The following is a 22540-nucleotide window of genomic DNA, read 5'->3' as shown; positions in this document are numbered from 1 at the left end:
GACGATTCACTCTGGATCATACTGGATAATCAACCCCCTTGTGTTTTTTATGAAAAGAGAAAGCTAAAGGAGCCTGGAGAAAATGGCACAATCGTGCAAAAATAGGATGGAAGCAATCATTAGCGAAGCATATATTAAATTTTTGCGGGAAATTCTTGGTAGGGGGCCAAAAGAGACGAAGACGTACATCATTCATGATATGGTGATTATTCGTCTAAAAGAAGTGCTGACCCAGGAAGAGAAAACGCTTGTGCAAATAGAGAGAGGAAGGCCGCTTGTGAAAGAAATGCGGCGAATTTTGCGTGAGTCACACAGTGAAAAAACCGAAGCGATTATATCTGGCATTACAGGATGTAGAGTTCTCTCCAGCCATAGTGATATAAGCACCAAGTTAGGGGAACAAGTAGAAGTATTTATTCTTGACTGCGATTTGGAAAAGGAATTGAAAATGAAAACGATCGTATAAGCGACCGGGAGGCCCGGGCATTCAGGTGAATGAAGAATACGTATGTAAGATGGCGCAGGAAGGTCATAGCTGGAGAAATTCCGTATGGCGTCATAAGGACGGAACGGTTGCAGAATGGTAGAAGTAAGAACAAGGTCAGGTAGGGGATAGTGCCTGGCTGTTTTTTTCTTTATAAAAATGAAACCTGACCAATTGATATTTCGTATGGAATAATCAGTGGTAAAGCTAGTAATCTTGTATTCGTTTATCAGGCAGACATTTGGAGAAGAATGAATAAAAACCAAACAATGTGGAGGTGTCCCCTCGGGGAAGTAGATGGAAAGTATCATCAATTTAATTTTGGTCGCAGTTTTAATTGTCGCTACGGCGTTTTTTGTCGCTGCTGAATTTGCGATGATTAAGGTGCGGCCGACCCGGATTGACCAATTGGCGATGGAAGGAAACAAATCAGCTATCGCCGTACAGCGTATTATTGATAACTTGGACGGTTATTTATCGGCGTGTCAGCTAGGCATTACCATTACAGCACTGGGACTTGGCTGGTTGGGGGAGCCGACCGTTCACCATCTGCTGCACCCGCTGTTCCTTGAGTATAATGTGCCGGAACAGCTGGCCAATACACTTTCCTTTATTCTTGCATTTTCTTTCATTACGTTTCTGCATGTGGTACTTGGAGAACTGGCACCAAAAACGTTGGCGATTCAAAAAGCGGAAGCTATTAGTCTGGGGTTGTCCCGTCCTCTAATCTGGTTTTATAAGGTAATGTATCCGTTCATCTGGCTGCTTAATGGATCAGCCGGATTATTTATCCGAATGTTTGGTATGAAGCCAGCTAATGAACACGAACATGCCCATTCAGAAGAGGAGCTTCGACTTATTCTGGCGCAGAGTCTGGAGAGCGGGGAGATTAATACGGCAGAATTTACGTATATGAACAATATTTTTAAGTTTGACGAGCGGGTAGCGCGTGAGATTATGATCCCGCGTACGGAGATAACGTGTTTGTACGTGGAAGATGGTCTAGAGGAGCATCTTCAAACGATTCGCCGGGAAGGTCTGACCCGTTATCCCGTGGTCGAGAAAGACAAGGACCATGTTCTGGGCGTTGTTCATACAAAAGAGTTGTTCATGAGATATTTAGATAATCCGCAATTAGATATTACAGCTGTCATGCGCCCGGTTTTATTCGTGAATGAAGCAACACCATTAGAGACGCTTCTGAAAAAGATGCAAAAACAGCGCAATTCACTGGCCATTCTCGTTGACGAATACGGAGGGACGTCCGGGCTGGTGACAATGGAGGATATTCTTGAAGAAATCGTAGGCGAAATCCGTGACGAGTTCGATGTGAATGAGCGTCCTCCGATAGAAGAGGTTGGCAAAAATCATTATATTGTAGACAATAAAGTGTTGCTGACAGAAGTAGAAGAGTTAACCGGGGCAAAAGCTGACCCGGAATTTGACACTGTCGGCGGGTGGCTGTCCGCGCACGTTGCCAACGTTGAAGAAGGACAGAAGCTAAAAATTGGAGCGTGGCAGTTTACTGTTATGGAAACGGACGGCCTTCAAATTAAACGCGTTGAAATTAAGCGTGTGGCTGTCCCTGAACAGGAAAATGGCAGCAGTATGGAGTAGGTAGAGAGCAAATATATTTTGAAAAAGCATATAAGGAAAGGGAGAGGTCATGTTTAAACGAATTGGTTTGTTTTTGTTAGTTAACGGACTGGTTATTGTCACCATCGGCATTGTTACTAGTTTGCTGGGTGTCCGGGGGTACATTACTTCTAACGGAATCGATTTCAGTACCTTGCTGAAATTTAGTGCTGTTGTAGGCTTCTCGGGAGCGTTAATATCGCTTGGCTTATCAAGAATAATGGCCAAATGGGCAATGGGTGTGCGTGTAATTGATCCGAATGGGCCGATGCACCCTGCTGAGAAGGCATTGCTTGATGAAGTGTATAGTCTATCACGCAAAGCAGGGCTGAAGGTAATGCCGGAAGTAGGAATATACGATTCACCAGAGGTTAATGCTTTTGCAACTGGACCATCCAAAAATCGCTCCTTGGTGGCCGTATCCAGCGGCTTGCTTGAGCGGATGGATGGTAATGCGGTATCTGGTGTGCTGGCGCATGAAGTGGCGCATATTGCCAACGGCGACATGGTTACGATGACGCTGCTACAAGGTGTTATTAATACATTTGTCGTATTCTTGTCCCGTATTTGTGCGTATATTGCTTCCCGTTTTGTTAAGGAAGAAGTGGCACCGCTCGTTCATTTTATTGCAGTTATTATATTTGATATTTTGTTCTCGATACTGGGCAGCATGGTGACTATGGCCTTCTCCCGTTATCGTGAATACCGTGCGGATGCAGGCGGTGCGCAATTGGCAGGTAAGGACAAGATGATTCATGCCCTGCAATCGTTGCAGCATACAGTACAGTTAGTAGACACAGAGCAGAAGTCGGTAGCTGCCTTTAAAATTAGTGGGAAAAAAAGCGGTCTCCTCGGCTTGTTTTCCAGCCATCCGGATTTAGATGATCGGATTGCGCGGTTACAGGCCGGAAGAGAATGATAGAAATAGCAATTACATGACCAGCCTATTTAATAGGCTGGTTTTTATCGTTTCCCCCAGATAATCTGACCGAATATTCTACAAAAAGTGCAACTGCTATGGCTTAGTAGCGTATACAATAAATAATATAAAGTGAAATTTCATGCAGTGGGGGAATGCTGCCCAGTAAGGCGGGGTAAACCGTAACGTTCCACTGAATGGTTGAGATACATAAAAGAAAGGAAGATAAAAGATGTTTAAAAAATTGATGGCAAAGATAGGTATTGGTTCAGCCAAGGTCGACTTGGTGCTGCATGGAAATGAATATACCCTGGGAGATACAGTAGAGGGTGAGTTGGTGCTTCAGGGTGGAGCGGTAGAACAATACATCAACAAAGTTGATGTGCAGTTTATGCTGGCGCTACGCACAAAGAAAAGTGAACACCGGCAGGCAATGGCCACCATTCCTTTCGACTGCCGTTTTACGCTTGGTGCGGGTGAAAGAAAAGCATTTCCATTTATGTATCGGTTACCGCAGGATTTGCTTATTTCCAGTCATGCTGTAGCCTACTATTTCACGACGAATTTGGATATCGCGGCAGGAGTGGATAGCCAGGATAAAGATTATATTCGTGTTAATCCGCCAGTACGTTTTACAAACATTATTACAGCGTTTGAAGAATTGGGCATGCGGGAAAAACACGACTCTCGTGCATTTGATGGATATGCGCAAACGTTCGAGTTTTTCCCGGCGCCATTCCTGCAGGACAGTGTAAGGGAAGTAGAATTCATTGCCGCCATTGAAGAAGAACAAGTTCGCCTGTTACTTGTGTTAGATATGCCATCCTTTAGCAGGGAAATGGAAGTGAAAAGAGAAGTTATTTTATCCGATGAATTGTTAGTTGATGTTGGACGCTTACGAGCCTACTTACAGCAAATGCTGGAGGAAATGATCGGAAATCCGAATGCCTACCTTGAGCAGCGTCATATGATGGGAGCTGAGAATGGCCACCAGCACCGTCATAGCGGCTTCGGCGGAGCGATGGGGGGATTTGCGGCCGGTATACTGGGGGGACTTGTATTGTCGGAGTTGATGGATGGAATGATGGGGAATACAGAAGAAACTGAGAGTGCATTTAACGGCGGTGAAGAAGATGGGGGTGGATTTGGTGATTTCTTTGGTGATATGTTTGGCGGCGGAGACGAATAATTCCTAAAAGCAAAATTGCTTGACGGAGGTGGCCCTTCGGGGAACGGATGGACGGTGTCATAAGTTGGTTGCTTGTCGCTTTGCTTTTTGTTGCCACCGTGGGACTGATTATTCGTCTGTTTAGTATAAAATCTGCAAGCAGACATGCCTGTTCGGAGGAAGAGCTTCGCCTTATGCTGGCGCAAAGCCTGGATAATGGCGAGATTAATCCTACGAAATATGCGTATGTGAACAATATTTTTAAATTTGGTGCCCGGGTGGCACGAGAGATTATGGTACCGCGTACAGAGATGGTATGTTTGTATGCGGACAGAAGTCTTGAAGAAAGCTTGCTTACAATCCGGACAGAAGGCTTTACACGTTACCCGGTTGCGGGCGAAGACAAAGATCGTATTCTCGGCGTAGTGCATGCGAAGGAGTTATTTATTAAATACCTTGAAGACAGCAACCTCATGCTTACGGATGTGATGCGTCCAGCCTTGTTCATGAATGAAGCGGCTCCACTGGAGAAGCTATTGGAAGAGATGCGGGAGAGACGAACATCGATGGCCATTCTGATCGATGAGTACGGCGGAACGGCGGGCGTGGTTACGATGGAGGATATTCTAGAAGAAATTGTGGGCGAAATTCATGATGAATTCGATTCACATGAGCGTTCACCTGTGGAAGAAATCGGACCCTATCATTATTTGTTGGACAATAAGGTGTTGCTTTCGGAAGTGGCGGAGTTGACGGGAGTTGTGCCCGAGGAAGGCTTCGATACGATAGGAGGATGGGCCGCCGCTCGTATACGTGAAGTCCGGGAAGGCATGTATATTGAATATGCTCAATGGCGATTCACGATTAAGAAGATGGAAGGGCTACAGATCAGGTGGCTTGAAGCGAAAAGGATCGGAATGACAGAAGATAGGACAGAAGGGGCATAATAAAGCCTCCTGCGTATGACGCAGGGGGCTTTTACTATTACTTCACGATTTAAGTAACACGTAAGGTTCGATAAAAAAATTCAAACAATTGCCTGCCGTCCACTCCTGAAGCGTTTGGTACGATCATTCGCTGAACGCGAAGTCCGTAGACATAGAGCAGGAAAGAAGAAGCGACTGTATGTGCGTCTAGATGCTCGGGAATGACATGATACTGTTGTCCGATTTGTATCCATTTTACAGCCAACTCTAATGAATATTGATGATTTCGTTGCAATATTTCTTGAATGCGCGGATCATCCCGCCTGCTTAACAAATAAACGAAGATAATATTGGAAACATCTTTTTCGTCGGTAATTTGTGGGATAATGCCTTCGGTGATGACCTGCAGGGGTCCTATCAGCTCCCCTGGTTTCGCCTGATTCACGGCTGCATGAAATTTTTCGTTTACACTTTGCATCCTGGCTTCCAGGATGAGGCTGAAAAGCTCATCCTTGCTCTTAACATAGTGATAAATGGCTCCTTTGGAAAGTCCGGTACGATTCATAATCTCTTGAAGCGTTGCTTTATTGCATCCAAGTTCCAGAATCGTTTGCTCGGTAACTGTGAGAAGAAGCTGGAAGCTCGGATTTGTGTTTGTAGATTGTGTCATAGCTATCCTTCCCCTATTACTGTACTTACTTCATCCTACAATCCGACCGGCGGTTTGTCAAAGTCATTTACAAACCGTCGGTCGGTATGTTAAGATTTAAGCAGATAATAACAAGAAAGCGAAGGCGAAAAGTATGAAAACATTAGGATTGATTTTGCTTGATTTTATTCCGCTGGCTGTAGCGCTGCTTGTGAATCCTCGTTGGCTTGGCTGTACTGCGGCTTTGGTTATTGCAATGCTTTTACTGATAATGCAGATACGGCGTAAGAGGGTTAAGACATTGGCCGTTATCAATACGCTTTATTTTTTAACTGCTGCGGTTGTTATCCTTCTGGTTCCGGGCACACCTGTATTGGAATACGGTCAGGTCACCATTTATCTTATTCTAACCATTTCTACAGCACTGTCTCTGCTTTCCTCGCAGCCTTTTACATTACAATACGCCAAGGAGACTACTCCGGAAGCTGTGTGGAACCATCCGCTGTTTCTCACAATTAATCGTGTTCTTACTGGTGTATGGGCGCTGCTTTTTTCGCTATCGACTCTGTTTGCGGTTCTCACTGCCCTGAGAGTATTGCCCCTGGAAATCGGTATGATAACAGCGAATATATGGTCGATTATCGGTGTAGTTGCTAACATGATTCTACCAAGGTATATGCAACAGAGGTACGCTGTGAAAATGCAGCAGCCGGAAGCACCAGAATTGACATGGGAACCTTTCGTTGCTCCGCTAGCGCCTGTGGGGCAAACTGAGTATGATGTAATTATCGTCGGTTCAGGCATTGGTGGACTAACGGCGGCAGTTGAATTAGCAGGAAAAGGAGCGAAGGTACTCGTATTGGAGCAACATTACCTAATTGGCGGTGCATGTACTACGTATACCCGCAGGGGAGGATTCAAGTTCGAAGCAGGTGTGGAGTCAATTAGTGGACTGGGAGAGGCTGGCCCGTTACGTCATCTGTTGCAGCGGCACGGATTGGAAGAAGAAATAACATGGTTGAGAAATACGTATGAATTTCGGGAAGGGGATGAGCGTTTTATCATTCCGCATGATTATACCGGTTGGCGTGATCGACTGGCTGAGCGTTTTCCAGAGGAGAAGGAAGGCATTTATGCTTTATTTGCGGAATTGAAAGCCTGCTTTGAAGAGATGTACACCGTTTTTATGCCGGATCGGCTCGTTCCACATATTCCACAAACAGTAGAGGAAATGAACGCATACGCCGAACAGAATCCGCACTACTTGCGCTGGAAGGACAGGGAGTGGCGTGAGCTGCTCGATGCGTTTGTTCAAAATCAAGCAGTACGTCAGCAAGTATCAATACTGACAGGATATGTTGGTGATAAGGGAGAGAGAACATCCGCGAATAGTATGATCGCATTGATGGGGTATTTCATCGTAGGAGGCTATCGACCTGCAGGCGGCTCAGGAAAGCTGGCGATGAAGCTTGCAGAGAAGCTGAAGCAGTATGGGGGAGACATACGGATTTCCACGGATGTAACAGCGATTACAGTGAAAGAAAATCGGGTTACTGGTGTTCAAACGGATAAAGGGGTCTATAAAGCTCCTGTAGTGATTTCGAATGCTGACCCGCGTGTAACGTATGAGCAGCTTGTCGGTTTGTCGCGTTTGCCTCAGGCTTATAGGGAGAAGGTAAGAAAGCTCGAACCTTCGATGTCTTTATTCGTATGGAACGCGGCGGTAGATACGGTGTTCTGTACTGATAGACTGATTCACTATACATTTCCAAAGCCAATGCGCCTGTCAAGCCTGGATATTGCTTTTGAGGGAGCAGGTGTTCAATCCGCCTCATCGCTGGATCCCTCACTGGCGCCTCAAGGAAAAAGCACGATAACGATTAATCTTGTTACGAAAGCGGAGGCCGGTGTGTATGCGGCAATGACGGAGGATGAATATCAGGCGCTAAAAAACGAGATTGATGCGATATGTCGCCAAATTCTTGAGCAAATTGATAAAAAGGCGGCATCCCATATTTTATTTTCGGAAGTTGCTACCCCAAAAACAATGGAAAGGTATATGCGCACATATGAAGGTTCTGTTTATAGCATAAAACGTCAAATGATGGACAGTGAATTCCCTTACGTAAAATCTCCGATTGAAGGACTATATCTGGTTGGAGCAGGGGTTGGATATGGGCCTGGCATCGAAGCGGTGGTTATTAGCGGCGGAGATGCAGCGGAGCGGCTTGGCCCATACTTTGAAGCCCGGAGTGCAGGGCAGAATACGGCATAAGGGTAACTATTTTAGAAACCGGTCTCGAATTGCGATCGTTGGCATTATGCATTGTTCGCAACAAAAATTATATCACAGATTATGCTTAGCATCGTCTATGTGGGAGAGGGCAAGGGGGCTATCCTTCTCCCGCATAGGCTCTGTTATTGCTATGTATGAATCAGGCAGCTACATCCCGTTTCTTGAAAACAAACCATGAGATAAAGGTAAACCCAAGAAAGTAACCGGCTAGTACGATAAGTGAAAACGTGAGTGTCATTCCAGGAATCAGTGGAGTTCCTTCAAGATACACAGAAAGATTCGTGTTTGCAAAAAGATAATATTTCACCCAGCTGAATTTGCTTAAAAATTGAATCAATGGTTGGCTGATAAACATGATAAATAATGATAGCCCGATGGCCAAAGCACTGCTTCGAAAAACAACAGACATCATAAAAGCGAATGTAACAACCATAATCATTTCAACTGAGGAAAGGCCATACGTTTGTAGAATGTTAACAAGCATGTTTCCTTCCTGAACGGTACCATTCTGCGCTACATAAAGATAGGGCTGTCCCATTTCTTGAAATCCGAACAAGAGGCCATTCGTTATAAAAGATACGGAAAGTAAAATAATAATCATAAGTAGGGCGTAACCCATTGTTGCTATATATTTTGATAATAAAATTTTTGTTCGGTTTTGCGGCCGAATTAACAAGAGTTTAATCGTACCCCAATTGTATTCACTAGCTACAATTCCTCCGGCAATGACAACGGCAGAAAGAGTGACGAATGACATAAGGGAAGATGTTGCCTTTACCCCATTCCATACACTGGGACCGAAATTATGATCCAGGCGATATTGATAGATTTTCATTTCTTTTTCCATCTGTGTTCTTTGAAATTGTGGTATGTTTTGTTCTTTTTGCAACACCTCCTGTATTTCCTTACTTTTTGAAGCAAGCCCGTTTCTCCATTGTTCATTGTTGTCGGATGAACTATCGTATCGTAGAAGTAGGCCTACACCAATTGTTAAAAGAATAAGAACAGCAATTAATATCCAGGAACTGATACGTCGATACATCTTCATGTTTTCGTTTCGAACGAGGCGAATTAGGCTAGACAATTTTTTCACCCTCAGTCATTTCCAGAAATTTGTCTTCTAACGTTTTTGTTATATGTTTGACTTCATAAATACGTACACAATTATCAGCAAGAAGAGTGATGATGTCCGGTATTCTTTCTCTCTCAATTGTTATTTGGAATCCGGTTTCTGTCATGCTAATGTGAGCGTCAGCCATATATTTTTTCACCTGCTCGATTGCTATTTGCGATTGAGCAACCGTAAACATCACCGTTATTTCTTCTTCGTTATTTTGAACAAGTTCTGTGATTCGTTTGACATCTATGAGTTTTCCGTTTTGGATAATGGCAATTCGATCACACATAAGTTCCATCTCGGACAGTAAGTGGCTCGATACGATAACAGAGACACCTTCATTTTGTGCCAGACTACGTAAATAATCCCGCAGCTCACGAATACCTGAGGGATCTAGTCCGTTTGTCGGCTCGTCCAAAATAAGAACGGAAGGCTTATGAAGCAAAGCTTGGGCTACTCCAAGGCGCTGTCGCATGCCCAGGGAGTATGTTTTTACTTTATCGTGAATCCGGCTTTCCAAGCCTACCAGCTTTATGACTTCTTTAATTCTTTCTTTTTTTATACCGCCTGGAACCATGTTGGCAAAGTGAACAAGATTTTGATAACCTGTAAGAAATTTGTACATCTCTGGATTTTCTACAATGGCTCCTACATGCTGAATCGCTTGTTCGAACTCGTGCGCAATGCTCTTACCTTCTATGATAACTTCGCCCTTTGTGATGGACATAAGCCCGACTATCATCCGAATTGTTGTTGTTTTGCCTGCTCCATTCGGACCTAAAAAACCGAATACTTCCCCTTTTTTAATATCAAATGTTAATGAATCTACCAGTTTTTTTCTCCCTATCTTTTTGGTCAGGTTTCGAATTTGAATGATTGTTTGTTCGGAAACCATATAATTTCCTCCTGTTCTAAATTTTACCTTGTTATTGTATCAATCCTCTTTCATTTATCCCTCCGTCATAAGACGGACACGATATCCATTTCTAGTATGAAAAACCATAGATATTCTCAAGGGTGTTGATAGTGCCACACAAACGTATACTCGTTGCCATTTGCTTTGACTTTGATTTCAGCTATGTAAGTTGCACTTGATATTTCAACAGGGGCGTATGGTTGGAAGTAGAGGATTCAGAAAAAGAAGAGGTTGGATGTGTCCCGTGCCCCGACAGAAGAAAGGCCAGTGGGACTGTTTCCAACCTCTGATTTTCTCTATCTGTTCCGTGCCTCTTACCAGGGAGTACTAGCGGAGCTGACATCAGAGGCAAAGTGATTAAGAATGTAGTATTAGCACGTTCATACAATAAATATTATAATGTAAGGGATCTGATATGAATAATCCTGTTGAAGTTCATCAATTATCATGAAAAATGGGGAACGTTTGATGATGCTAGTCATGGAAGCGAGTAGAAGCATTCAGTATGTATTCAGATCTACTGATTTGTAATTGCACGTTTTAAAATTTTTAAATCGAGTGCCAAATCATCGACTTGTTTTTGAACATCACCTATAGGGGATTGTAGTTCACTAGCGCATGCCGTCTGTTCCTTTACAAGTTGAAGGGTATTTTTAATTTCCTGTTGGCCATGTTCGAGCGTGTCCAATCGTTTTTCAATTTCCTGTTGGCCGTGTTCCAACGTGTTCAATCGTTTTTCAATTTCTTGTTGACCATGTTCCAACGTGTTCAATCGTTTTTCAATTTCCCGTTGGCCATGTTCGAGCGTACCTAATCGTTTTTCAATTTCCTGTTGGCCGTGTTCGAGCGTGCCTAGTCGTTTTTCAATCCCGCTCAAGCGCTCATTTATTGGTTGCAAAGCTATTTGAAATAAGTCTAAGAGATTTTTCTCGTCCATCATTTTGCCCCCCTTTCATTATTCGACTGCTTGTATTGTATCACACTCTTTAAGCGCTCGGTAATACTATATAGCATTCACGTGACGCAGTAACAAAAGTTCAGGTGGCTGGAAGGAGGGAATTCGAAAAAAGAAGAGGTTGGATGCGTTCCGTGATCCGACAGAAGAAAGGCCAGCGTGTCTTTTTTATTATACTAAAAATATAGGTTTTGATATTGATAGAAAAAAGGGGCAAAATGCCCCTTTTTTATCGGTTTAAAAACTATTTTATTCTATAATGTGAAGAATGTCTTCCACAGGTTTGCGTGGCAGACGAGGTGGTGTCTCGGACGGATGGCCCAGCGCGATAACCATGTTGATTTGTTTTTCGGGCGAGATTTGAAGATACTCACGCATACGATGCTGGGCAAGCAGTACAGGGCCTGTCATAGCGCATGTCGCCAATCCTTTAGCATGTGCAGCCAGCATGAGGTTCTGTGATGCTAGGCAGCTGCTTTTAATCCCTTCTTCGTCCCAGAAAGAAGGCTCACTAATCATAATTGGATCAAAGATTTTTTCCCGGAATTTCGATGTGTATGGAGGCGCCAGGCATACGATGAGCGCTGGCGCACCCGTGAATGCTGTCGCGTATGGACCGAAAGAGCGTGTCAGAAGACGAGCTTCTTTTTCTAAACCCCGCTCTTTTGCACCATCAGCAATTTTGTGCAATTCTTCCCATGTCATTTCAGAGATTTTGTTAATCTTCTCTTTATTCAAAATCACGATAAATTCCCATGTTTGTGAGTTTGTATCGCTGGGTGCATAGCGGGCACAATCGATGATTTCCTTTATATCTTCCATATCGACTGGCTGGTCCGTGAATTTTCGTACGCTTCGGCGTCCCAGAATAATTTCCTTAAAATCGGGATAATGCATATACAATGTCACCTGCTTTTCGAATACTATACAATCAGCATCATTATAACACAAAGTATTAGCACCACGTACTAAAATATTGAAAGCTTCAGATTGGATAGTTCCTTGATTTGTAGTATCATCCAAGTGAGAAGAAAAGCCAGCAAGCTATTTTTATGCGAATATCAAGCTTATGAAGTTTTCCATGTAAGATACTGCGTAAGTACCTGAATCGCTACCTCGATTGCCTCTTCATTCGGTTCAATTTTAGCATGGTGAAGTCCATACGGTGTATTGACTCCAAGCCAGAATAGAAAGCCTGGAATTTCCGATAAGAAATAACCAAAATCTTCGCCTGTCATCGCTGTCTTGCACTCAATGAGGGTGACAGTATTATGTTCCTGTACCCAATTCATAAACTCGCGGGTCAGGTCTTCATTATTATATACCTGACAGTAATTGGAACCGTAATCAATAGTCGCGTTGCATTCAAAACCGGCCTCTGTACCCCGGACTAATGCTTCGATGCGTGATTTGATTTTTTGCATTGATTCCATGGATAGCGTACGGATGGTTCCTTCTAGTCGTGCTTTTTCAGCGATAATGTTCTGTTTGGTACCACCTTCAATTTTACCGATAGTGATTACTGCTGAATCAAGTGGATCGATATTGCGCGAGACGATGCTTTGTAGCTGTGTCGCTAGATGAGCTGCCGCGATAACCATATCGTTTGCCGTATGGGGGAAAGCGGCATGGCCTCCTTTGCCGATGAGATCAATAAACAACTCCGATGTATTGGCAAAGAGAATGCCCGGCTTCAGTGCGACCGTGCCAACTGGATATTCCGGTGCAATATGCAAGGCAAATATCGCATCCGGACGCCATTCCTGGAATTCTTCGCTTGCAAGCAACGGCTGTGCACCGCCCGGTCCTTCTTCCGCAGGCTGAAAAATGAAAATCAAGTCATCTTTTACTTGATTATGGGCGAAGTAGGTTAGCACGCCAAGACCGATTGCCATATGCATGTCATGACCGCAGGCATGCATAAAACCAGGATGGGTTGAGCGGAACTCATAGGAAGTTTCTTCTGATATAGGAAGTCCATCCATGTCAGCACGGTATCCTAGGCGCTTGCTCGGATTTGAGCCTTTTATTTTCACCAGTATACCGGTTCGCCATGTTTTGATTTTTATCCGTTCCTGTGGCAATGTTGCTAGATAATCTAGCAGAAAGCGTTGTGTCTTGAATTCAGCGAATCCGGGTTCAGGAATTTTATGAAGCTCCCGCCGGATTTCAACAAATGGCTTTGCGTTTATACGCATGAATCTTCACCTCTCATCTATATAAGAAAAAATTGCGGGCATTGTTGCTCATTAATTGACAAAACATACGGGTATTTATTAAGAAAAAACGGCGCTGAAGACGGCCGATGTTTGTCCTGGCCGAGCGCCGGTTTTGTGCTGTCATTACAGCTGACGAAGTTCTTGCTTGATTTCCGTTTTGGACTTTGTTTTCTCGTCGATTGTTTTGATAACGCGAGCAGGCGTTCCCGCCACTACGCTGTTCGACGGAACATCTTCAATGACTACTGCGCCGGCAGCGACAACAGAGCCTTTGCCCACGCGCACGCCTTCTAGGATGACCGCATTCGCACCAACCACTACATCATCTTCGATGATAACTGGCTGTGCAGAAGGCGGTTCGATAACACCTGCGATAACCGAGCCTGCACCGATATGGCAGTTTTTTCCGATTGTGCCGCGACCGCCTACGACTACATTCATGTCGATCATTGTACCTTCGCCGATAACTGCTCCAATATTAATGGATGCACCCATCATAATTACGGCGTTGTTACCGATTTCGACCTGGTCGCGGATAATAGCACCTGGCTCGATGCGTGCCTGGATGTTTTTCATGTCCAGCAGCGGAATAGCAGAGTTGCGACGGTCATTCTCTACCACATAATCTTCGACTTTTGATTTATTTTCTTCAAGGGCAGCCTGAATTTCTTTCCAATCACCGAACAGTACCCCTACATTTCCTGTAATAAACGATTTGGTATTGGCTCCAAAATCGATGCCCTCAATATCTCCCTTAATATGTACTTTAACCGGTGTCTTTTTCTCGCTTTTTTGGATAAATTCGATAATTTCTTGTGCGTTCATTTCTTTCATGAATCCTTTATCTCCTTTCCTACCTGTTTCCATGCATCCAAAATGCAATGGGAGTGTCATCTCCTCATTGCATTCCATTATAACATCTTGTTTTAGGGAGTTAAACGGGTAAAGGAAAAAAGCTCTGCGTCTGGATGTAGTCATAGTATGCCAAGGGTGTTGATTATCCAGTATAATCCAGAGGAGATCGCCACCACACTGTGCCCCAAACGGGCGTCGGTTCGTCTCCCTCACGGAAGCGGCCGTGTCTCTTCCTCGTGAGAAAGACGAGGGAACACGCCGACGCGTGCACCTTCTTTCTTCCACCTTATGGATAATCAACAGGCGTGATAGTATGCTTTTGATTATTTCTCCCATACTATAAAAAACATCATTATGAGGTGAAGAAGATGCATCAACCGTTTGATATTACACTTACACATAGGCTCGCTGACCAATTAGTGGAATGCGCTACAAGTATGAAAGAAAAGGCACAATCTCCCGGTCAGGTACAACAGCATGTTGTTCGTTTGACTTCCATTATAGATAGCCTACACTCACTCGCAAAAGAAGCGGAAGAAGCCGGTATGAATCCGATTAATGATCATGGAGATATAAGGTAGCGAAAAGCATTTTGTTGTGGTATTGCAATAAATTATCCGTCTTTGCTTATAAGATAAGATGGGAAATTTTACAAAAGGGCTGCTAGGGCTTCACTTTTTTCTATTATTACAGTTAAAATAAAAAGTTGTACATATGTCTACGATTCTGATGCTTTTACAGAGGTTTTCAGGAAAAAGGAGGAGACTATGAAGCCATTTACATCTTTAGGGACAAGTATCGTTTTGCGTCTGGAATTAGACGTACACAAAGTAAATTTTGTTGATATAGCGACAGCGGTAGGTAAAGCGAACGGTGATATCGTAGCAATGGACGTTGTACAGTCATCCCATGAAGCTACGGTACGTGATTATACAATCAATACAAAAAGCAGACCACAAATTGATGAGGTAATCAACAACATCGAGGCGTTAGAGGGTGCAGAAATTATTACGGTATCAGACCGCACCTTCCTGAGTCATATCGGAGGAAAAATCGAAGTGCGCGCCAAGCGCCCGATTCAAAACCGGGAAGATTTGTCCCGTGTCTACACACCGGGTGTAGCTAACGTATGTGAAGCGATTGCGAAGGACCAGTCTAAAGCATACAAGCTGACCATTAAACGAAATACAGTTGCTATCGTAAGCGATGGTACGGCAGTGCTCGGTCTCGGTGATATCGGTCCGTATGCGGCGATGCCAGTTATGGAAGGAAAAGCGATGTTGTTTAAGCAGTTAGCAAAGGTAGATGGGTTTCCGATATGTCTGGATACGAAGGATACGGAAGAAATTATCGAAACGATTGTGCGTATGGCACCTGCGTTTGGCGGCATTAATCTGGAAGATATCTCGGCTCCGCGTTGCTTTGAAATTGAAAAAGCGCTACGCGAGCGTTTAGATATTCCGGTATTCCATGACGATCAGCATGGTACAGCGGTCGTTATTCTGGCGGGTTTGTTGAATGCGCTGAAAATTGTCGGCAAGGATATTAAAGACAGCAAAATTGTTGTAACCGGCATGGGTGCCGCAGGTATATCCTGCACCAAAATCCTGTTGAGTGCCGGCGCCAAACAGGTCATTGGTGTAGATCGCGATGGTATACTGTCTCGTTCTGATACGTATGAAAACCCGATGTGGGAAGAAATTGCGAACATTACCAACCCTAATAATATTCAGGGTGAATTAAAGGATGCTCTAGTAGATGCTGATGTATTTATTGGCGTATCACGCGGTAATATTCTATCCAAAGAAATGGTGAAATCGATGGCAAAGGAGCCGATCGTATTCGCTATGGCTAACCCGAATCCGGAAATTGATCCGGAAGAGGCGGCTGATGTCGTGCGTGTTCTTGCTACCGGCCGTTCAGATTATCCAAACCAGATTAATAACGTGCTATGCTTCCCGGGTATTTTCCGCGGTGCGTTCGATTGTCGTGCGACGGATATTAATGAAGAGATGAAAGTCGCTGCAGCACACGCTATTGCTTCCATTATTAGTGAGGAAGAACTGAATGAACAGTACATAATTCCGAGTGTCTTCAATGATCGGGTTGTGAAGAATGTACGGGATGCTGTTGTTGATGCGGCAATCAAAACCGGTGTTGCCCGTAAAGTGCCACGTGACAAACGTAAGAAGGAAATCGTAGACTGATAAACAATTACAGAAAAACGCTTCGCTTCTTTAGAACGAGGCGTTTCTTATTTGGTTCTCTGTTTATGTATAGGATATAGAGGACAACTTTCTGTATTACAGAAGCGGCATCCGGGAACAAAAGGTATTTTTTTGAGCCATATACCCATATCGTTATACAATTTAGTGAATAATGAATGAGTAAATTCATCATGAAGAAGCTGGACGCCATATTCATAAGTGAAAGGCTTTAATGGAGAAGAGGTACGCCAAACAATTTTTCCTGTCAAAGTAATAAGATTATCCATAATTCTGGTCTGAAATTTTAACAAGAGGTTTTCGCTTACTGGAAAGCGGAGAGAAGAGGCGAAGCGCAATCCATGAATCGACACGTCCTTGACGCAAATTTCTATCCTGCCGGAAGAAACAGTCTTTTGGTTGATAGAGCTAATCGTTAATTCAGTACAAAGAGGGATTTCGAATCGTTGTCTTTCTTCCTTTCTTCGGTTGAAATGACGCACACTTATCACCGTTTCCCCATTTTTTATAAAATAAATGTCTTTGGGACTGGTAATAGTATATCTTTTTTTTAGGATAAAAGAAATGGTTTGAATGAATATACGACAAAATTCTTTTTATACAGTTTTTTAGTTTGTTTTATAAACTCAACCCGAAGGTGTCCCAAAAGTGATGGGACACCCTTCTTCGATACCGCATATACGCATGGGAAACAGTAAGAAACCTATATATTGTATCTTGTTTGAGGCTAAATAACCTTCTGGGTCAGCCTCAGGGGAGAAACTATTTTTGAATTTGCAGTATGATTTTCCCTGTGTTTTTGTTATTTTCCATATAGGTATGAGCCTCTTGTACTTGTTCTAAATCCCATACAGAATCAATGATTGGCTTCAGTCGTCCGTCTGCAAAGCGTGGCATAGCGAACTTGACAAATTCTTTCGTTAGTGCAATCTTATCTTTCACGGAACGAGAACGTAATGCTGTACCGATAACTTGTAGCCGTCGGCTCAGAAGCTGACCTAGATTAAGCTCAGGGGCTTTGCTGCCGCCCATTGTACCGATAATAATAAGTCTTCCATCCATAGCCAGGCAGGAAAGGTTTTGTTCCCAGTATGCGGCACCGATAAAATCAAGAATGATGTTTACACCTTGTCCATTAGTCGCTTCCTTGACTTTCGGTTCAAATGGGCCCTCCTTATAGTCGATAGCCAGGCTGGCCCCTAAATTCAGGCATGTTCTACGTTTCTCGTCACTTCCGGCTGTTACAATCGATGTGCCTCCCGCTTCCCGTACCAGCTGGATGGCAGCTGTGCCTACCCCGCTGGCACCTGCATGAATAAGTACAGTATGATCCTTTCTTAGGCCACCGAGCCAGAACAGGTTCAAATATGCCGTTAAGAATACCTCCGGAATTGCCGCTGCTTCTATGAATGAAAAGTGATCTGGAATCCGAATGGCCATATCAGCTGGAATGGTCACTTTCTCTGCATATCCACCGCCTGGCAGAAGGGCGCAGACGCGATCACCGGGTTTGAAGCCTGTTGTATGTTTACCCGTTCTTTCGACGATGCCTGCCATCTCAAGGCCCATGATGTTAGATGCGCCCTTGGGTGGGGGATAAAGACCGCGTTTCTGGAGAAGATCTGCACGGTTCAGGGCAGTTGTTTGAATACGAACAAGCAATTCATCATCACCCATAATAGGTTCGTCTGTTTCCCCAATATATAGGTGGTGAGTATTTTCTTCTACGAGTATAGCTTTCATGCCATTTCCTCCTTGCAAAAAGTGTATTTCAAATGACAAGCCTGCTATTACTTATGATATCGTATGAGAGAAGATAAAGGAAAGGACGGAGAAATAATGGATACATCTCTGAAGAACTCGCAAATCGTCTTGCATGAAGAATTGGAAAAGAGACTGGAAGAAGTCCGACCTTTACGCAAAGAAGAGCACGAGCATTATGCGTTATGGAAAGATACTGTTACAGGTGAGCACTATGTCCGGTATGTCCAGCATCACCTCAATTTAATGGAAGGGGGAATTGAAGAAGTATTCGATCACCTCCTCCCGGTCGATACAGATGATGTCCTTGCTATTGTTCTGGACGGGCAGGATTATACGTATCCGGAGATGTGGACGAAAACATATCTACGCGGCAGTGATAAGGATGCGTATGTGTGGTTTGATCCGTCCGGCCTGTCGAAGGATTTGGATGATGATACAAAAGGAAGGGAAATCTCGGAAATGCTTGACGCGTTTAAACAGGGGAAAAAATTCGATGATGAATCGATTCGTAAGCTGCTTAACCAGATCGATAATATGCTAGACGATAAAGAGTAAGTAAAATTTCCTTCTGGGGGAATACTATCATTAAGGCGAAGCCGTATGATTGTTATTTATGTGACTGACCAATCGAGAGAGCAAGGCAGAATTCCAGCAAAATAAAAAGGAGGGCTTTTCCATAAGGAAGCCCTCCTTTTTTGTTCGATTATACGCTTGCTTTTGCTTCCGCGGCGATTTGACGCAGAACAGTTTGCAGGATACCGCCATTGCGGTAGTACTTAATGTCAACCGCACTGTCCAGACGAACGCATACATCGAATTCGAATGTTGTGCCGTCTTGGCGAGTTGCTGTTACTTTAATTGTTTGACCTGGTTTGATATTGTCATTCAACTCAGGGATATCAAAGGTTTCATTACCTGTAATACCCAGGCTGTCAGCGCTGGTACCATCAGCGAATTGCAATGGCAGCACGCCCATGCCTACCAGATTGCTGCGGTGAATACGCTCGAAGCTCTCGGCGATAACCGCTTTGACGCCCAGAAGGAATGTTCCTTTGGCAGCCCAGTCACGGGAGCTTCCTGTACCGTACTCTTTGCCGGCAATAACGACCAGCGGAGTGCCGGATTCTTGATATTTCATGGCTGCATCGTAGATTGGCATTACTTCGCCAGTTGGTAGGTAAGTAGTTACTCCACCTTCTGTACCTGGAGCCATTTTGTTGCGGATACGAATGTTTGCAAATGTACCGCGCATCATAATTTCATGGTTACCACGACGAGAACCATAAGAGTTAAAGTCTTTGCGTTCTACGCCATGCTCAGCCAGATATACGCCAGCCGGGCTAGCAGGAGCGATGTTACCCGCAGGTGAGATGTGATCCGTTGTTACGGAATCGCCAAGCAGAGCCAGAGTCTTCGCACCCATGATTTCTTCGATTTTTCCAGCTTCGGCACCGAGACCGGAGAAGAATGGCGGATGTGCGATATAAGTGGATTTTGCATCCCACTCATACAGCTGTCCTTCTGGGAAGTCGATTTCGTTCCAGCGCGGATTAGCTGTAAATACATTTCCGTATTCTTCTTCGAACATTTCCGGCTTCACTGCTGCATTGATAGCTTCACGGATTTCTTCGTTCGTCGGCCAGATGTCTTTCAGATATACAGGTTGACCGTCTTTGCCTGTACCGATTGGTTCGGTTGTCAAATCGATATCTACTGTACCTGCTAGTGCATATGCGACAACAAGCGGAGGAGAAGCAAGGTAGTTTGCTTTCACCTGTGCATGTACACGACCTTCGAAGTTCCGGTTACCGGACAGAACAGATGTTACCGTTAAATCGTTTTCTGCGATCGCATTACCCACTTCTTCCGGCAGTGGACCGCTGTTACCGATACAAGTCGCACAGCCATAGCCCGCGATATAGAAGCCAAGCTTCTCAAGCGATGTTAATAAGTTGGCCTTTTCCAGATATTGTGCAACAACACGGGAACCTGGAGTTAAGCTGGATTTTACATACTCAGGCTTTACTAATCCTTTTTCAACGGCTTTCTTTGCCACAAGGCCCGCACCCAGCATTACGCTTGGGTTGGAAGTGTTCGTACAGCTAGTAATTGCTGCAATAACAACCGCACCAGTACCAAACTCAGATGTTTTGCCGTTTTTATGTGTAACGGAAACTTTTTTGCCGATTTGCGCATCATCAAGACCGAAACCGCCTTTATCGATCGGGGTGCGCAGCGCATCGTTGAATGCTTCCTTCATAGCAGTCAGTTCGATACGGTCTTGCGGACGTTTTGGACCTGCGAGAGTAGGAACGATAGAGCCGAGGTCGAGTTCCAGTGTTTCAGAGAACACAGGGTCCGGAGTATCGTCTGTACGGAAGATACCTTGTTCTTGGTAGTATGCTTTAACAAGTGCCACTTGCTCTTCGCTACGGCCTGTTGCACGCAGGAAGGTCAGAGTTTCTTCATCAACCGGGAAGAAGCCGATTGTTGCACCGTATTCAGGGGCCATGTTAGCAACAGTTGCGCGGTCCGCCAGGCTGATATTGCTCAGGCCAGGGCCATAGAATTCGACAAATTTGCCAACTACGCCTTTCTTACGGAGAATGTTGGTTACTGTTAGTGCAAGGTCAGTCGCTGTTGCGCCTTCTGGCAGTGTACCTGTCAGTTTAAAGCCGACAACTTCAGGTGTTACGAAATACAAAGGTTGACCAAGCATACCTGCTTCCGCTTCGATACCGCCAACACCCCAGCCGACAACGCCCAAGCCGTTAATCATGGTAGTGTGAGAGTCGGTACCAACAAGGGAATCCGGGAATACTTCAAGCTGACCGTCTACTTCTTTTGTAGCCGCAACAGATGCCAGGTACTCCAGGTTTACCTGGTGAACGATACCAGTTGCCGGAGGAACGGCACGGAAGTTATTGAACGCTGTCTGTGCCCAACGCAGGAAACGATAACGTTCTGCATTGCGCTCGAATTCGAGGTCCATATTATTTTGCAGGGCGTTCGGGTTACCGAAGTCATCTACCATAACAGAGTGGTCGATAACGAGGTCAACCGGAACGAGCGGGTTGATGCGCTCAGGATTACCGCCCATTTCTTTCATTGCCAGACGCATAGCAGCAAGGTCAACAACCGCCGGTACGCCGGTGAAGTCTTGTAATACGATACGGGCAGGTGTAAACGGAATTTCTTGATTCGGATCACGCTCTTCCGTCCAAGTGGCAATTTTTTTCACATGGTCTTCCGTAATTGCTACGCCATCGAATTGACGTACTGCCGCTTCAAGCAGAACTTTAATGGAGAAAGGAAGTTTAGAAATCGGACCAAGTCCTTTATCTTCCAAAGCTTTAAGGGAATAGTAGGCATAGTTTTTGTCGCCCACTTGCAAAGATGAACGTACAGAGAAGTTATCTTTCTTTGCCAAGTTGAAGACCTCCTTCGTGTTTCATTAACGGTTTCATCAAGTGAAACTGCGTTTCTGTTTTCGATAACATTATATCGCTTTTTTTGTATAACGTACATACATTTTTACAATTTTTTTCGAATGAGTGATGATAGTTTACGAAATAAATGGTAATACGTTATAATGTCACATATTGCAACACAGTTTCGCTAAATGAAACTTATCGTAAATAGGAAGGTGAACAGAAGAATGGAGTCTTCCGATAATAAAATGACCGTTCGGGCAGTCGATCGTGCCATGGATATTCTGTTGTGTTTTATTGATGAAAAAGAGCTAACGCTTACTGAAATTTCCCATAAAGTAGGATTGAACAAAAGCACCGTGTATCGGCTGCTGGGATCGCTGGAGAACAAGGGGTTTCTTGCTCGTAATCCGGATACAGAAAAATATCAGCTCGGGTTTCGGGTCTGGCAGCTATCGGCAAATCTTCCTCAAGGGGGCGATCCGGGAACGATTCTATTGCCGGAGATGGTCCGGCTCAGGGATCTGGTAGGAGAGACGATTAGCTTATACGTCCGCAATGAGAACGAACGCATCCGCATACAAGCAGTAGAGAGCAATGAAACCATTCGCAGGGTAGCTCCGATTGGAGCGCATCTGCCACTTTCAGTAGGTGCTTCGAGTAAAGTGCTAGTAGCATATGCGCCACCGGAAATTCAAAAAGAAATTCTGTCCGATCCATCCTGGCCTTCTTTTGTTGATAAACAGATGTATATGGAACAACTAGAAGAAATTCGCAGACATGGGTATGCAACCAGCTCGGAGGAACGTGAGCAGGGAGCTGCAGCGGTGGCTGTTCCGTTATTTAATCGCAGGGGACATTTGGTAGCCGCTTTATCAGTGTCGGGACCGTCTAATCGGCTCACGCTGGAGAGGATGAAGGATAATCTTCCCTATGTCATGGTAGCAGCGAAACGTATGGGAAGCATGTTAAAATAAAAAA

At 44.4% G+C, this 22540-nt stretch carries 20 protein-coding genes; 10 read left to right on the top strand and 10 right to left on the bottom strand.

Annotated features, from left to right (window positions below):
• The first annotated feature begins 82 nt into the window (after positions 1-82).
• The 5 genes from HMPREF0083_RS17150 to HMPREF0083_RS17130 all read left to right on the top strand — a co-directional run bounded on the left by HMPREF0083_RS17150 (position 83) and on the right by HMPREF0083_RS17130 (position 5153).
• Positions 83-466: a Na-translocating system protein MpsC family protein gene (locus HMPREF0083_RS17150; protein WP_040303350.1), complete on the top strand. Its 384-nt coding sequence runs from the start codon at positions 83-85 to the stop codon at positions 464-466.
• A 315-nt stretch (positions 467-781) separates the two neighbouring features.
• Complete coding sequence (locus tag HMPREF0083_RS17145) at positions 782-2101, top strand: hemolysin family protein (RefSeq protein ID WP_021622880.1); 1320 nt, start codon at positions 782-784, stop codon at positions 2099-2101.
• 49 nt (positions 2102-2150) lie between these two features.
• The gene (htpX, locus tag HMPREF0083_RS17140) at positions 2151-3038 is read left to right on the top strand and encodes a protease HtpX (RefSeq protein WP_021622879.1); all 888 of its coding nucleotides are present in this window, start codon (positions 2151-2153) and stop codon (positions 3036-3038) included.
• A 232-nt stretch (positions 3039-3270) separates the two neighbouring features.
• A complete protein-coding gene (locus HMPREF0083_RS17135) occupies positions 3271-4227 on the top strand; it encodes a sporulation protein (protein WP_021622878.1) in 957 nt (318 codons plus the stop codon).
• A 47-nt stretch (positions 4228-4274) separates the two neighbouring features.
• Positions 4275-5153: a hemolysin family protein gene (locus tag HMPREF0083_RS17130; protein ID WP_021622877.1), complete on the top strand. Its 879-nt coding sequence runs from the start codon at positions 4275-4277 to the stop codon at positions 5151-5153.
• A 49-nt stretch (positions 5154-5202) separates the two neighbouring features.
• Here HMPREF0083_RS17130 and HMPREF0083_RS17125 read toward each other — a convergent pair whose 3' ends face one another.
• A complete protein-coding gene (locus HMPREF0083_RS17125) occupies positions 5203-5802 on the bottom strand; it encodes a TetR/AcrR family transcriptional regulator (RefSeq protein WP_021622876.1) in 600 nt (199 codons plus the stop codon).
• A 133-nt stretch (positions 5803-5935) separates the two neighbouring features.
• Between HMPREF0083_RS17125 and HMPREF0083_RS17120 the strand changes: the two genes are divergently transcribed.
• Positions 5936-8056 (top strand): phytoene desaturase family protein, encoded by a 2121-nt coding sequence (locus tag HMPREF0083_RS17120; protein ID WP_021622875.1) that lies wholly within the window; start codon positions 5936-5938, stop codon positions 8054-8056.
• 160 nt (positions 8057-8216) lie between these two features.
• Here the strand turns inward: HMPREF0083_RS17120 and HMPREF0083_RS17115 are convergent, their stop codons facing one another.
• The 6 genes from HMPREF0083_RS17115 to dapD all read right to left on the bottom strand — a co-directional run bounded on the left by HMPREF0083_RS17115 (position 8217) and on the right by dapD (position 14118).
• A complete protein-coding gene (locus HMPREF0083_RS17115; protein ID WP_040303377.1) occupies positions 8217-9161 on the bottom strand; it encodes an ABC transporter permease in 945 nt (314 codons plus the stop codon).
• Positions 9154-10089, bottom strand: a complete 936-nt coding sequence (locus HMPREF0083_RS17110) for an ABC transporter ATP-binding protein (protein WP_021622873.1) — start codon at positions 10087-10089, stop codon at positions 9154-9156. Before HMPREF0083_RS17110 ends, HMPREF0083_RS17115 begins: the two co-directional genes overlap by 8 nt.
• A gap of 538 nt (positions 10090-10627) precedes the next feature.
• Entirely contained in the window at positions 10628-11050 is a 423-nt protein-coding gene (locus HMPREF0083_RS26500; protein ID WP_021622871.1) for a hypothetical protein, read from the bottom strand.
• Positions 11051-11314: 264 nt separating this feature from the next.
• Positions 11315-11962 (bottom strand): nitroreductase family protein, encoded by a 648-nt coding sequence (locus HMPREF0083_RS17100; protein WP_040303348.1) that lies wholly within the window; start codon positions 11960-11962, stop codon positions 11315-11317.
• A 170-nt stretch (positions 11963-12132) separates the two neighbouring features.
• Positions 12133-13257: an N-acetyldiaminopimelate deacetylase gene (locus HMPREF0083_RS17095; protein WP_370951501.1), complete on the bottom strand. Its 1125-nt coding sequence runs from the start codon at positions 13255-13257 to the stop codon at positions 12133-12135.
• A gap of 150 nt (positions 13258-13407) precedes the next feature.
• Positions 13408-14118: a 2,3,4,5-tetrahydropyridine-2,6-dicarboxylate N-acetyltransferase gene (gene dapD / locus HMPREF0083_RS17090; RefSeq protein WP_040303371.1), complete on the bottom strand. Its 711-nt coding sequence runs from the start codon at positions 14116-14118 to the stop codon at positions 13408-13410.
• Between the two features lie 389 nt (positions 14119-14507).
• Between dapD and HMPREF0083_RS17085 the strand changes: the two genes are divergently transcribed.
• Both HMPREF0083_RS17085 and HMPREF0083_RS17080 read left to right on the top strand, forming a co-directional pair.
• Entirely contained in the window at positions 14508-14720 is a 213-nt protein-coding gene (locus tag HMPREF0083_RS17085) for a hypothetical protein (protein ID WP_021622866.1), read from the top strand.
• A 186-nt stretch (positions 14721-14906) separates the two neighbouring features.
• On the top strand, positions 14907-16346 hold the full coding sequence (locus HMPREF0083_RS17080; RefSeq protein WP_021622865.1) for an NAD-dependent malic enzyme: 1440 nt from the start codon (positions 14907-14909) through the stop codon (positions 16344-16346).
• A gap of 47 nt (positions 16347-16393) precedes the next feature.
• Here the strand turns inward: HMPREF0083_RS17080 and HMPREF0083_RS30185 are convergent, their stop codons facing one another.
• A complete protein-coding gene (locus HMPREF0083_RS30185) occupies positions 16394-16846 on the bottom strand; it encodes a PilZ domain-containing protein (protein ID WP_021622864.1) in 453 nt (150 codons plus the stop codon).
• Between the two features lie 280 nt (positions 16847-17126).
• Positions 17127-18107, bottom strand: a complete 981-nt coding sequence (locus HMPREF0083_RS17075; protein ID WP_021622863.1) for an NAD(P)H-quinone oxidoreductase — start codon at positions 18105-18107, stop codon at positions 17127-17129.
• Positions 18108-18203: 96 nt separating this feature from the next.
• On the opposite strand from HMPREF0083_RS17075, the gene HMPREF0083_RS17070 reads away from it, so the two are divergent.
• Positions 18204-18683: a hypothetical protein gene (locus tag HMPREF0083_RS17070; RefSeq protein WP_051354699.1), complete on the top strand. Its 480-nt coding sequence runs from the start codon at positions 18204-18206 to the stop codon at positions 18681-18683.
• A 148-nt stretch (positions 18684-18831) separates the two neighbouring features.
• Here the strand turns inward: HMPREF0083_RS17070 and acnA are convergent, their stop codons facing one another.
• Positions 18832-21558 carry an aconitate hydratase AcnA gene (gene acnA, locus HMPREF0083_RS17065; RefSeq protein WP_040303345.1) on the bottom strand — a complete coding sequence of 909 codons (2727 nt, stop codon included), beginning with the start codon at positions 21556-21558 and terminating at the stop codon, positions 18832-18834.
• 228 nt (positions 21559-21786) lie between these two features.
• On the opposite strand from acnA, the gene HMPREF0083_RS17060 reads away from it, so the two are divergent.
• A complete protein-coding gene (locus tag HMPREF0083_RS17060; RefSeq protein WP_040303342.1) occupies positions 21787-22536 on the top strand; it encodes an IclR family transcriptional regulator in 750 nt (249 codons plus the stop codon).
• The last annotated feature ends 4 nt before the right edge of the window (positions 22537-22540 follow it).

Source organism: Aneurinibacillus aneurinilyticus ATCC 12856 (assembly GCF_000466385.1).
Lineage (GTDB): Bacteria > Bacillota > Bacilli > Aneurinibacillales > Aneurinibacillaceae > Aneurinibacillus > Aneurinibacillus aneurinilyticus.
The sequence above is the reverse complement of the archived record's forward strand: the minus strand, read 5'-3'. Positions and strand labels throughout refer to the sequence as shown.